The following is a 13,784-nucleotide window of genomic DNA, read 5'->3' on the forward strand; positions in this document are numbered from 1 at the left end:
ATCAATGATTCTTACCATTTGCATGAAACAACCGACTGGGCAGGAACAACGGTACGGAAGTGGTTCTGACCATCGCTGATAACGGCTGTGATGTTCTCATCGGAATTGTTAAGAACAACAGTTGCATAGCTGCCGTCAGGGTTGCGGAAAGCTGAGTAAACCAACCCGTTCTTAGTGAGTGAACGCTGGGTTACACCGATGCGCTGGGCATCAGGGCGAACGACGCTGGCCATGTGAGAGATAACATAGTAGTGTGAATTGCGGGTGATTGTCTTATAGTCCATTGATATATCAACAGCGCCAAAACATGTCTGACAACCACCATCCAGGTTGGGCCCCATGTTCATATCGAGCATCAGGTTCCATACCAATACGGCCTTACACCACTGGTTTACGGTTCCCAGTGTGACATTCTTCATGTCCTCCATCAGACGCTTTGACAGATTACGGCCATCGTTCCATGTTCCGATACTCGACTCAGAGAAGATGAGTTCCTTGTCGGGTGCCTGAGTGTGGATATCGGTGAGCTCTGTGTTTTTGCCACCGTAGTCGTGATATGCTGAACCTACCACCAGCTCAGAGCCCTCGAACTCGTTGCCAAGTGCATTGTAAACTTTAACAGGATAGTCCTGCTGATCCTCGATATTATCATAGTTGTAGTTATGATCGAAGAGATAAATCTTGGTTACGATACCATTCTTCTTGAATGCAGAGGCGAGTTCGGCTACGAATGGAGCCTCTTCCTGCCAAGGCATATAAAGCGAAGCGCAGTTGGCCTTATTTAGAGGCTCGTTTTGTGGGCTGACAGCATAGATATTGATGCCCTGCTGCTTCATAGCAGCAATGAACTTTACAAAGTATTGGGCATAGTCCTTACGATAGTCAGGGTTCAGATGTCCGTCTGTCCAAGAGTCGAAAGCCTTCTTGGTGTCGATATCAGCAACCTTCATCCACTTTGGACAAGTCCAAGGCGCAGCAATGATTTTCACATTGGGGTTGATGTCTAGAATCTCCTTTAGAATGGGAATCACATACTGTGTCTCGTCGGTATAGAGTCGGAAGTTCTCCAAACCGGGCTCATCACAGAGTGAGTACTCGGTCGACGAGAAGTCGTTGCAACCAATACTGATACGGGCATAGCTAACACCATAACCCTCAGTTTCAGAGTATGTCTGCTTCAGGAAAGCGGCACGATCGTCAGCACTCATCTTGAGCAGGTTGTAACAAGTAGAGTAGGTGATGGCGAATCCGAATCCATCCATCGTCTGGAACTGCTGTGTAGGATCAACGATGATGGTTGATGGTGCCATGTTGTTACCATTGAAGATCTCAGCCTTAGTCATATTGAGAAGCTGAGCGCCACTGCCAGTAGTGGTGTAAATCGTGGCAACCTTACCAGCAGGCGTTGGTTCACTACCCTGACCGGCAGGGCGAGGACTATCATCGATAGATGCACTGTTTGTGCAAGCTGTTGTTGAGAGCAACAGTGCGGTGGCTATGCTTAATATTGACATATTTGTTTTCATTGCTTTAATTCTTAACTTCTTTACTACTAAACTTCATAATTCCTTTTAATATCCAGGATTTTGTTCAAGATTAATGTTCTCGTCGAGAGCAGTCTGTGGCAGAGGCAACAGATAAGAGTTCTCATCGAAGGTGCGCTTCTGGGCTAGGCGACCAGAGTCTTTGGCATAGACTGCATTCATGTACTTCTCAACCTTGCCATTGCGGCAGAGGTCGAACCAGCGCTGACCCTCGAATGCCAACTCCAGTCTGCGCTCATGAAGCACTTTCTCTACCATGTCACCAGTAGCGTCGATATCCTTCAAACCAACACGACTGCGAATCTGGTTAACCAGTGCGGCTGCTTCCTGTGTCTTGCCCTGATGAGCATAGGCCTCTGCCTCCATCAGCAGGATATCAGCCAGGCGCAGCTTGTAGCGGTTCTGGTATGACGAGCGACACTTGTACATGAAGGGGTAGTGCGAAGCAGGGTAGTAGTTGTTCCAAGTACATTCGTAGTAAACTACACTCTCATTGAAACGCACCTCGTCGCCTTCCTCGGTGAAGTCGCGGATCAGGTCGCGTGAGGGCGTGATCCACTTGGCCCATGTGAAATAGTACTCATAGTCGTCGAGCTGGCGACCGTACATCCAGGTCTCCCAGTTGCCATTACCTGTAGAGTAGTGCACTTCAAGGATGCCCTCGCTGGTGTTACGCTTCACACAGTCCTTCTTGTCCGCATCGTAGCCAAAGAGGGTGGCATAGTCAGCCTCGAGTGTCAGGCCGGCTGTCGCCTTCACCTTCTCTGCATATTCAATCACCTTATTATAATCCTGTACGGGTCGTTCGGCATACACCTTAGCCAACATGGCCTGAGCCACGGTCTTGGTGAGCAGGGTACGGTCTGTATTAGAGAAGTCGGGTGCATCGACTGCTGCCTCTTCCAAGTCCTTGATGACCTGCTGGTAGCATTCCTCCGATGTCATCTTGGGAGGATAGTATGTTGGATAAACCTCTTCTACATTCTCGTTGGTGATAGTCTTGGCAATGCTTGTGATTACAGGGAACGAACCCCACAGACGTGCCATATCAAACATCACAAGGGCACGGAAGATTTTACCTTCGGCTTGCCATTGGCGACATTCTGCATCGCTTACCTGATTCTTGGCACGCAACTCGTCGAGTCCGTTAATCAGTACATTAGCCTGTGCGATATCTGCCAGGTAGCGGGTCCAGTCGCGGCTCAATACAGAGTTTGACGCATCGATAGAGTTGGTCTCGTAAGGCACCACCTCGGCACCTGTCGTTCCTGCATAGGCATTGTCAGAATGAGCTTCGGCGATGAGCAGCAGATCGAGCGACCAGTGCTCCTGACGATTGCGAAGCAGTTCATACAGATTCTTGCGCTGGTCGACAGCTGCCTGCTTGTCCTTCAGTACTGCAGCTACAGAATCGGTGAGTACACCCTCGGTGAGTTCGGTAGGATCAGAGATCGGATCCATATCGAGTGAACATGAAACCATCACACCACTGAGAGCACAACCCATGATGCCAGCACGGAGATATTTTGCTATATTGTTATTCATAATCTTGATACTTAATTAAAATTCAACTTTCAATCCAATTGAGAATGATTTGCAGAGAGGATATGTTCCCCAGTCGAGGCCTTGAACAGCACCACTGTTGCCATTCTGGTTGACCTCTGGATCCATGCCCATGTACTTGGTGAGAGTGAGCAGATTGGTTGCCGACATATATGGCTGCAACTTGGTCAGTCCAATACGCTTAATGATATGGCGGGGTACATCGTATGAGAGAGATACATCCTTCAGACGGATATATGAACCATCTTCGAGGAAGTAGCTTGAGTTGTGCATTTCGAAACCAGCCTTGGGCACATCGGTTATCTGTCCAGGTACGCGCCAGCGCTCCAGCACACGTGTGGTCTGGTTCTTACCATCATACATACCCTCAGTCTCCATACGGCCTACGTTGTAAACATCGTTACCATAGCTGCCTTGGATGAGTACGCTCAGGTTCAGACCTTTATAAGAGAAGGTGTTTGTGAGACCAAAAGTGAAGTCGGGGTTAGGATCGCCAATATAAGTGCGGTCAGATGCAGAAATCATGCCGTCGCCATTCACGTCGCGGTACATCAGTTCGCCAGTCTCAGGATCTACACCATCGCTAATATACCCCCAGAAACTACCCAATGGGCGACCTGGCGTGTTGCGTACCACAGCCTCTTTGATAAAGTCGGTGGTGGTGGCGGCGTAGTAAATCTGTGTCAGCTTTAGACTCTTCAGCTCGTTGCGGTTGAACGATATGTTAAAGTCGGTATTCCAATTGAAGTTCTTGCCAACAATGTTCTTTGAACTCAGGGTAAACTCGAAACCCTTGTTCACAATCTCGCCGCCGTTGTAAGGCAGTGAGTTAGCAGCTGCCGAACCTGTAGGCAGTGTAATCCACATCAGCATATCGCTGGTCTTTTTGTAATAGTAGTCGGCATACAGTGTCAAGCGGTTTTTCAACACAGTAATGTCAATACCAAGGTCGGTCTGTGTGGTTGTCTCCCAAGTAAGCTCGGGATTAGAGAGTGAACTCTGGCTGCGGGTTGGTGTGGCATTCTCATCGTTGCCTTCGCCAAACCACTGAATGCGGTTGATGTTGTATGAGGCCAGATAGCTGTTGTTGCCCAGTCCGCTCTGGTTACCGGTCTGTCCCCAACCGCCACGAATTTTCAGGTCGTCAATCCAAGAGATGTTCTTCATAAACTTCTCCTGAGTAACGCGCCATGCTGCTGAGAATGAAGGGAAGTAACCCCAACGATGACCAGGAGCCAGTTTCGATGAACCATCGGCACGCATATTGGCGGTGAAGAGATAGGTGTCGTTGAGATTATACGACAGACGTGCAAAGTATGACTGCATAGCCCAATGGCCTGCCCACGAACCAGTGCCTGTCCACGAAATCTTGTTGGCGCCGTTCAGGGTCTTGATATCTGCATTGGCGTAGTTCGAACCGTTAATCCAGTTGTTAGAGCTCTTGTCGCTTGTGCCTGATGAACCCAACATTACATCGAAACCGTGAGCACCGATATTCTTCTTGAAGTTCAGGATATTATCAAAGGTAAGTGTGGTACGGATGCTACGTGCATCGTAACCTGTACCGTTTGTATTGCGTCCATAGAGTGTCTCGAATGGATCGAGGAAGTTCATGGTTGTGCCCTGCGTGCGTTCCATCGACAAACTTGATGAAAATGTGAGCTCAGGCATGAAGTAAACTGTTGCCTTACCTGTGGCAATCAGCTTGTTGTAGTTTGAACGGTTGTCCTTGGTACGGGCAATGTTATTCAGTGGACTGGTGATGTTTACGCCATAGAAATTATCGTTGTACTGACCTGGATTCTCAGGATCCCAGATGGGAGCATAGGTGGGCGTGTTGATAACCGACATCAGCACACCACCACGGTTAGCACCATTACCAGAGATAATACTACCACGATACGTATAGTCGGAATAAGTTACGCTGGCGTTCAAACGCAACCACTTGCGCAGATCATTTTCTACAGCAGCACGGAAGTTATAACGCTCAAAGTCGGTTTCCTTGATGACACCGTTCTCACGTGTGTAACCGCCCGACAAGTAGTAACGTAGTTTGTCGGTACCATTGGTAATCTGCAACTGGTAGTTCTGGACAGCACCTGTACGGAAGGTCTCCTTTTTCCAATCGGTCTGGTCTTCCAGACCTTCAGGCAGTTTTACCAGACCGATTTCGTCCATCAGTTCCTTATACTCCCAGGCGTTAAGTACTTTGGGCGTATGGTTTACCTGTGAAAAAGAATAGTGTGCGTTCAAGCTCACCTTTGCTACACCCTGTTTTCCCTGTTTGGTGCTGATAATAATCACACCATTGGCAGCGCGGCTACCATAGATGGCTGCACTTGATGCATCCTTCAGAATCTGGATGTCGTCGATATCATCTGCTGCCAAGAAGTCGATATCCTCGAAAGGCACACCGTCAACTACATACAGAGGGTTGTTACTTCCATTCAGTGAAGTAGTACCACGCACACGTACGGTAGGGGCACTACCAGGTTGACCATTAGCCTGTGAAATCTGCAGTCCGGCGGCCTTTCCCTGCATACCCTGAGCGGCTGATACAATCGGACGGTTCTCGAGGTCTTTGGTTGATACACTGCTTACGGCTGTAGTGACATCCTTTCGCTTTACTGAACCATAACCGATGGCAACCACCTCTTCCAGTAGATTGCTGTCGTCGGCAAGTGTCACCTTCATTCCGTTGGCGGCTTTCACCTCTTTGGTCTGATAACCAATAAATGATACGCGCAAGCGTGAACCTGCTTTCACGTTGAGCGAGAACTTTCCATCGAGATCGGTAGCCACACCATTCGATGTGCCAATCTCAATAACCGAAGCACCAATCACAGGTTCTCCCTGTGAGTCAAATACCGTACCCTCAATCTTCTGCACTTGCGAGAAGGCAGGGAGGGTAACCAGTAGCATCAGAATCATGAGCCAGCTGAATTTGCCAGACTTAAGAATTCTTCTTTCTTCTTTTTGTACCATAATTAATTTGTTAGTTACTTAAGATTTTTTGGAGTTATTCGTCTCTGGGTGCAAATTTAAACATAAAAACAATATGCATGTGGGTAATCAAGGCTATAATATAGATGTATTTGTTGTGGTTTAAAATATAAGTATTTGATAATCAGGTGATAAGTGCTGCTGTGGATATTCTGAAAATATAGATAATTTTAGAGGTTTTTATATAAAATATCAGGATATAAATTTGGTTGTTTCACAGAAAATTTGTATTTTTGCATCATCAATAATTCTAAAACAATAATGAGAAGACTGTTTATTTTGTGTTTAATGATAATTATAGACGTTTCTGTATGTTGGTCTGCTGAGATCAATCTTGCGATGCTTTATCGTCAACTTGATGCTGCAATCGATTCTTCAGCTTATTACCAAAAACAGAAATCTGACGTCATCCGCACTTTGAACCGTCAGTATGATTCGGCTCGAAATGATCAGGAACAGTATCAGTTTGCTTTCAGTCTATATCGTGAGTATGCCACCTTTGTCAATGATTCAGCTATCCACTACCTGCAGGTCTGTATGGATTGTGCTGATCGTTTAGGACGACAGGATTTAAAGACTCAGAGTCAATTGGCTATGGCCTGCCAATTGGCGGATACAGGTTTCTATCCAGAAGCTGAGTATCATTTCAAGGCTATAGATGTGAGCCAACTCACACAGGATATGATGATTACTTATCTGAGTGGGCGTAAGGACTTGTATGGCGAGATGGGCTATTACTCTCACGAGAAACGTTTAAGTAGTCAGTTCTTTAAACGGGCAGATGTGATTCGCGATTCACTGTTCAATCTTCTCCCTCCAGAGTCAGCTGAGTATGTGGGGTTACGCTCACAGGTACTCAATAATCAGAATCAGCTCGATGAGGCTCTGGCTTATAGCGACAAGTGGCTACAATTGGTAAAACCCAACACCCGTCAGTACGCTATTATGGCGTTTTATCGCTCGGAAATATATAAGAAGAAGGCAGTGAACTCAGGTCTTCAAAGCAATGTGGAATTGCAGCAGTACTGGCTCATCCGCTCGGCACTCACTGATATCCGTTTGGCCATCATGGACCAGGGCGCTCTTTGGAGTCTGGCCAACTCGTTGGTTGAGTACGATGGTGATTTGGATCGTGCATATAGGTATATGGATTTTTCGTGGAACTGTATCTCTCAGTTTAGTACCCATATGCGTTCATGGCAAGTGTCACCCATCCTTACCCGCATCAACGACCAGTATAAAAACAGTTTGCATCAGGCCAATACTAACCTTCGTTTTACAGTCGTTGCCATCAGTCTGTTATTGATTGGCTTGTTGATACTTTTACTCTATGTTCAGAAAAAACGTAAACAGTTAGCAATTGCTCGTAACGAACTGAAAACTGCTAACGATGAGCTTGCCTTGCTGAATGCCCAGCTATCAGAACGCAATACAGACCTCTCTGAGGCCAACCGCCAACTCAATGATTCAAATCGCGTGAAGGATGTGTATATCGGCAAATTCCTCAGCATCTGTTCGGAGTATATTGATAAACTCGACAACTACCGTATCAAGATTAATCGTAAGTTGAAAGCCGGTCAACAGAACGATTTGTTGCGTATGACTAATAGCAATCAGCTGAAAGAAGACGAGTTGAAGGAACTCTTCGATAATTTCGATGACGTGTTTCTGCGCCTCTTCCCAACGTTCATACGTGATTTCAATGCTCTGCTACGCCCAGGAGAGGAAATCTATCCTACAGGTAATAATCGCTTGAATACCGATTTGCGTATCTTTGCGTTAATCCGCTTAGGTATTGATGAGAGTTCGCGTATTGCTGAGTTTTTACGCTATTCGCCCAATTCTATTTATTCCTATCGTACTCGTATCAAGAATAAAGCCGCCGGAAATCGCGATGACTTCGAGCGGCTCGTTAAAGAGATTGGTATTGAAGGATAACTCTTTAAGTCTGTCTTTTGGCTATTGCATGCCCATGCTCTGGATATAGTCCTTTTGTGGGGTGCAGTTCTCAAAGCGGCAGTTCTCAGCAAACTGCTTGAGCATCTGTCGGAATTGTGCCTGATCAGGACGTGCTTCACGCCACTCCTGGTAGGTGTTGCGTGATGTTTCTGAGTATTTTACCACGATGCTGTCCCAGCCCTCTGGGCGCTTGATGGCCATCATACACGAGTTATCAACCTTCTTATATGGCCAGAAGGTGTAGCCGATATTATTGTCCTTCAGTACCCTCACAAAGTCGCGTTGCCACTCCATCGTATTGTGACCGAACTCGCCCATATACATGGGGCGGTTGATGGAGTCGCGGAAGTTGATGTAGTGCGTGATGGCCTCCTTGGTGGCAGGACCGCCGTAGCGGTGGCAGGTGTACATCAGTTTGTCGTCGTAGCTGGCATCATCCAGCATCCAGAAGAAGCTGTTCCAATGGGCACCACCTAACAAGATGATATGGTTTTTGTCTACCTGTCGGATAGCCTGTACCGCCTTTTTGTAAAGAGGTTGCAGCAGGGTATAGAGTGAATCGCGATTGGTGAAATAGTGAGCAATGGGCTCGTTCATCAGTTCGTAGCCTAAGATGGTGGTCTCCTTGCTGTACCGGTATGCTATCTGCTGCCATATCTTACAGAACAGTTCTTGGCTCTTTTCACTTTCAAACAACCATGGGTATCCGTGTCCGTCGTCGATGTTGTCGCCCGTCTGTCCACCTGGACAGTCGTGCATATCAAGTATCAGATAAAGGTTGTTGGCTTTGCACCAGTTCACTACAGAGTCAATGCGTTGGTAGCCGTCCTTTTGTCCAGTCTGTCCCATATAGTCTTCATCGGTAAAGAGCTTGTAGTTGAAAGGCAGACGGATGGTGTTTGCCCCTTGCTTGGCAATGAAGTCGATATCGTCCTTGGTCACATAGTTGTCTTTGAATTGTTGCCAGAACTCAGCCGTAAAATCAGGTCCTACGGCTTCTTTCGTCATCAGGTCGATCATCCATGGCGAGTTAGTACGTCCGAAACCGAACATATATCCCTCAGGATTCAGCCAGTTGCCGAGATTCGTTCCTTGTATCAGCAGTTTCTCGCCGTTTGGTTTGATCAGGTCATGTCCCTGAATGGTTACAAAACCGTTTGCGTCTTTATCTCCACCTCTCGTGGTACAGGCTGCGCATAACAACACGGCCAGATAAACGATTGCTTTTTTCATAGTGATGCTATAATAATGATGTTTTCTTATTACTGGATGCCTCTCTTATTGTTTTTGGAATACGCGTACATAGTCAACCTTCATGGTAAGGGGCAGAGCGCTTTCGTCAACACCGTTCATGGCGCCCCAAGAGCCACCCCATGCCAGATTTAGAATAATGTGGAAGGGCTTGTCGTATGGGTAATTGCGTATAGTGTGGTCGCTGGCGTACGAGAGCAGGAGGGCACCATCGACATAGGTTTTGATGTAGTCGGCTGTCCACTCGATGGCATAGGTGTGGAACTCAGTCTCGGCAGTGCCGATGTTGCGTGCTTTTGTGATCTGGGTGTTGTTGGCATGGTAGTGTCCCTCAGCGTGCAAGCTCGATGACACCTCGTTGGGCACGCATCCTACTTCCTCCATGATGTCAATCTCGCCGCACTTAGGCCATCCCTCATTTGTCCAATCTACACTGATAGGCATCATCCAGAAGGCTGGCCAAGTGCCTTTGCCTTGAGGAAGCATCATGCGGGCTTCTATATAACCATACTTCCAACCTTGGCCGCCGTTCTTGGCATTGATACGACCAGAATATACTTTGCCATCTTCACCCTTAAAACAATTGATGTTAAGGAATCCGTCAGCTAACTCGGTTGTATGTTTACCACTGATGGTGCTGGTACCTGGGCGATAGTATTGCAGCTCGTTATTTACCCAACCTGCATTCTGATTCTCCCATTCCCAGTTAGCGCTATTGAGCTGATCCCCCTCGTTAAACTCGTCGTGCCATACTAAAGTGTAGCCTTCAGGCGTGTTGATATCGGCGTCTTCTGCCGAATTCTGTATAACTCTGATTTCCGCTTGTTCGTTGTCATTTTTTACGGTTACTTTGCCTTGACGTGACTGTTTTGATTCGTTTTTGGCAGCGGTAATAGTCAGTTGGTTACCGTTCTTAGTGGTTGTAATCCAATTGTCACTGGCTATAGCCGTCCATTCGGTGGGGCAATCTACATTAACAGTGATGCTTTCACCTCTTGAAGACATGCGGATTTCACTTTTTGAAACCTGTAATGGTGCTTGTTGACTAATGCTGACAGCCTGCCGCGCCGTGCCACTTTTGATGTTTACAACGGCCTGTCGTGCGGTGCCTTTATTGGCAGCTACTGTGATTGTGGCTGTTCCTTTTGTAGAAGCCGACCCCATGGTAGATACTTTTACCCAATCGTTGTTTTCGGTATATGCAGTCCATTCTCCACTGGCTGTTACATTCACTGTAAATGTACCACCGACTGCGGGTGCCTCAATGGATGTTGGTGTACATGAAACCTCTGATGGCTTTACTACTTCAGGCCCATTCTCGCTGCCGCCGCATGAACAAAGGGTTAATACACACGACAAGATGCTCATGGCTATCATATTCTTCATCTTTTTTCTTATTTTTATAAAGGTATAAAGGAGGTTGTATCTAAGTTGTTACAATAGATACAACCTCCAATTTAAAACATCTAATTATTTCTTGAAGATAGTGATGTTACTGATTGTAATCTCTGTGCCTTCCTCAGCACCAGCAAAGTCGAAGACAAACTTGATGTTTGCAGCAGCTTGTTCCTTTTTCAAAGGTACATTCTCATAACGAACCACCCATTCGCCTTTCTTGATTTCTATACGATCGGCAAAGAAGAAGTTGTTGTCATCGTCTGCCTGTGTTAACTTGAATGTGGCACCAGGCAACTTGGCTGATGTGGTGATGTGACAAGAGAAATCAATCTTGTCGGTACCTTCAAATGGTAATTCGATGCCCTTGGTCAGATTCAGTGAGTACTGGGCGTGCCACTGCTCATTGACCGTTGTTGCAGGGATGGTGATGGTGTGCTTGGCGCCCTGGTGAACCGACTTCAGGTCAGCAGGTGTGAAGCCCATGTCGCCCCAACCGGCATCTCCATACCAGCAACCTTCTTCGAAGGCCTGTTCGTCATCAATCTGTTTCCACAGGTTCTTAGGATCGTTGTAGTTGAACTCTGCAGCCAGTTCCTGTGGAGCCTCAATTTCATTCAGCTCATGGTCAACGATTACCAGATTCTCGATAAGAAATTCTGTGTCGGGCTGGCCACCACCAAAGTCGAACACGATCTTGGCGTTGCTGGCATCAATACCATCCAGCTCTGTGGCATAGAAGCACTTGGGCTCGCCAGCCTCGCTGATCTTGAAGTCTTTGTCCATCAGGAGGTTGTCATCGTTGTCCTGCTGACAGATCTTGATCTTGAAGCCACCATGTGTCTTGGTTGAGGTGATGATGCATGAGAAGTCGTACTTCTTGTCTTTCGACAGGGTGATACCCATGTTGTTCAGGGCAAACTGACCCTGCCAGCGGTCTGGACCTACTTCATTCCAGTGGATAGAAATCTCACCATTGTTGTATTTGGGTGAGGGCTGTACATCGTAGGGGGCCCAACCGGAATTTGCAAACCATGTTGAGAAATCACTAAGATTAGCATCTTTCAGGATGTTGTTGTTCTCAGTATCAAATCCACCGAAACCGTTCATCTTGGTCTTCTCGATGGTGAAAGTTTTGGTGATTGCACCGTCGCTCATGCCATTCTTGCCCAGTACGCGGCACTCTACCTTATGGTCACCTTTCTTACGCCAGTATTTAGTGAAGCTGAAGGCACCCGAACGAGTTGCGTTTTCAGTGTCGCCATCTACAACCCAATAAGGTGTTACACCCTGGGCACCTGTGAATGTGAAAGTGGCGATATTGGTTGCCTGGTCTACTGTTACGTTGAAGTTGTCAGCGTAGTCGTTGATGGAAGGCAGACTGCCGTTGGCACCATCGAAGCTCTCCGGTGAGCACGATGTGATCGTCAGGCCCATCAGCAGAACACCAGCCATGTATTTTGCTATATTTTTCATAATTTCTGTTTTTACTTATTATCAGTTATCTATTACTTATAGTCATTCTGCACGAGTGCTGGATCAGAGTCGAGCTCACCCTGTGCAATGGGAATGTACTTCTTCTTCTCAGTCCAAGAGTTGGTACGATAGTTATACTGGTCTGGAACCAATACGGTGGCAGCCTTGCCAGAGCGAACCAGATCCCAGTAACGCTTACCCTCACCCATGAACTCGAGGTCGCGCTCGTTGAGAATGTCGTCGATAGTGACGCTGGCCAGTGTGCTTATACCTGCACGTGAACGTACCTGGTTGACATACTGTGTAGCAGTAGCAGCATTGCCTCCTGTCTGCAGAATAAGCTCAGCAGCATTGAGCAGTGCCTCGCTGTAGCGATAGTAGCGGTAGTTGTTGTTGAAGTTCAGGTTATTGTCGAACGATGCACCTGCACATGTTCCTGTCACTTTGCTGTACTTCTTCAACCAGAGACCGGTATCCTGATAACGGCGGTGGTACGACTCAGCCTCGTCCTTGCCGTTGAGGGCACGGAAGTCGAGAATGGTTGCATCACGACGAACATCATCGGCAGTAAACTTATCGTAAGCCTCTATGCGTGCAGGGAGGAATCCCCATCCATCGCCACTCATATTATCCCAATCGGGTTCGCCTGTAGCAACAAAGTTGTTAGGTGAAATCAGGGTAGGAAGTACGGTGCCACCTACTGCCAGAGGACTGCTCCAGCCACGTTCATTACCGCCATCCTCGTAGTTGATCTCCCAGATAGATTCCTTGGTCCACTCGCCTTCTACATACCAGATGTTGGCGAAGTTGGGATTGAGCTCATAGTCTGTTGACTTGATAATCTCATCCATGTACTCGAGGGCTTTGCTGTAACGGCTGTTATCCTTCTGGTACATCACCATCTCTGCATACATCATGTAGCAGAATGCCTGTGAGGCACGTCCGGCATTGGCGTTGTCCCAGCGTAGGGGGAGTACCTTTGAGTTGATGACTTCCTCCAGTTCCTGGATTAGTTCAGCATAAACTTCGTCAGCCTTCAGCTGTGGGGCAGTGTATGGAGCGCTCAGGTTTACCAAGTAGAAAGGAATGTTTCCGAAGTAGTGCCACAACATGTTATAGTAGAATACACGCATGGCACGAGCCTGCATCTCATAGCTCTTCTTAGCTGATTCGGTCACACTCTCGTCGGCCCAGTCCAGATAATGAAGCAGGTCGTTGCAGCGTTTGATACCAGAGTAGTCAACAGTCCAAAGTGAAGAGAGCGTATTGTTCTCGTTGCCTTCGAAGTTAGAGAGCATATGCCAGTTCTGCATGTCGTTCTTGGTCTCTCCACCAACCCAGAAGTTGTCGCCCATAATCTCAGCGTCAATGTTCAGGGCGTTATACTGTCCCAGTCCCCAGTCAGGCCAGTGAATAGGGTCGTAGGCTGCTATCAGTGCCTCCTGCAGGTGGGCATCTGTCTTATAATAGTCCTCAAGGAAATCACCATTTGGGTTGGTCACCTCCAGAAAGTCATCGCCACAGCTTGAGGTCAGAACGGCACCTGCTGTGAGCAGACTCATGGTTATATATTTGAATGTTTTCATATATTTT

8 protein-coding genes are annotated in these 13,784 nt (G+C 47.3%); 1 reads left to right on the top strand and 7 read right to left on the bottom strand.

Going from position 1 to position 13,784, the window contains the following annotated elements; translation table 11 throughout:
* Positions 1-11 precede the first annotated feature (11 nt).
* The 3 genes from T491_RS0100085 to T491_RS0100095 are packed head-to-tail and all read right to left on the bottom strand — an operon-like array spanning position 12 to position 6,092.
* Positions 12-1,514, bottom strand: a complete 1,503-nt coding sequence (locus T491_RS0100085) for a glycoside hydrolase family 30 beta sandwich domain-containing protein (RefSeq protein ID WP_028902060.1) — start codon at positions 1,512-1,514, stop codon at positions 12-14.
* A gap of 57 nt (positions 1,515-1,571) precedes the next feature.
* The gene (locus T491_RS0100090) at positions 1,572-3,089 is read right to left on the bottom strand and encodes a RagB/SusD family nutrient uptake outer membrane protein (RefSeq protein WP_028902061.1); all 1,518 of its coding nucleotides are present in this window, start codon (positions 3,087-3,089) and stop codon (positions 1,572-1,574) included.
* A gap of 15 nt (positions 3,090-3,104) precedes the next feature.
* The gene (locus T491_RS0100095; protein ID WP_051522873.1) at positions 3,105-6,092 is read right to left on the bottom strand and encodes a TonB-dependent receptor; all 2,988 of its coding nucleotides are present in this window, start codon (positions 6,090-6,092) and stop codon (positions 3,105-3,107) included.
* 306 nt (positions 6,093-6,398) lie between these two features.
* Between T491_RS0100095 and T491_RS0100100 the strand changes: the two genes are divergently transcribed.
* Positions 6,399-8,048 (top strand): DUF6377 domain-containing protein, encoded by a 1,650-nt coding sequence (locus tag T491_RS0100100; protein ID WP_051522874.1) that lies wholly within the window; start codon positions 6,399-6,401, stop codon positions 8,046-8,048.
* 21 nt (positions 8,049-8,069) lie between these two features.
* Here T491_RS0100100 and T491_RS0100105 read toward each other — a convergent pair whose 3' ends face one another.
* The 4 genes from T491_RS0100105 to T491_RS0100120 form a co-directional block, all read right to left on the bottom strand.
* Positions 8,070-9,302 (bottom strand): glycoside hydrolase family 5 protein, encoded by a 1,233-nt coding sequence (locus T491_RS0100105; RefSeq protein ID WP_028902064.1) that lies wholly within the window; start codon positions 9,300-9,302, stop codon positions 8,070-8,072.
* Positions 9,303-9,347: 45 nt separating this feature from the next.
* Positions 9,348-10,706 carry a family 16 glycosylhydrolase gene (locus T491_RS0100110; protein WP_028902065.1) on the bottom strand — a complete coding sequence of 453 codons (1,359 nt, stop codon included), beginning with the start codon at positions 10,704-10,706 and terminating at the stop codon, positions 9,348-9,350.
* 84 nt (positions 10,707-10,790) lie between these two features.
* Positions 10,791-12,191 (bottom strand): hypothetical protein, encoded by a 1,401-nt coding sequence (locus T491_RS0100115; protein ID WP_155949969.1) that lies wholly within the window; start codon positions 12,189-12,191, stop codon positions 10,791-10,793.
* Between the two features lie 32 nt (positions 12,192-12,223).
* On the bottom strand, positions 12,224-13,777 hold the full coding sequence (locus tag T491_RS0100120) for a RagB/SusD family nutrient uptake outer membrane protein (RefSeq protein WP_028902067.1): 1,554 nt from the start codon (positions 13,775-13,777) through the stop codon (positions 12,224-12,226).
* Positions 13,778-13,784 lie beyond the last annotated feature (7 nt).

The sequence above is a fragment of the Prevotella sp. P6B4 genome, from assembly GCF_000619985.1.
Taxonomy (GTDB): domain Bacteria; phylum Bacteroidota; class Bacteroidia; order Bacteroidales; family Bacteroidaceae; genus Prevotella.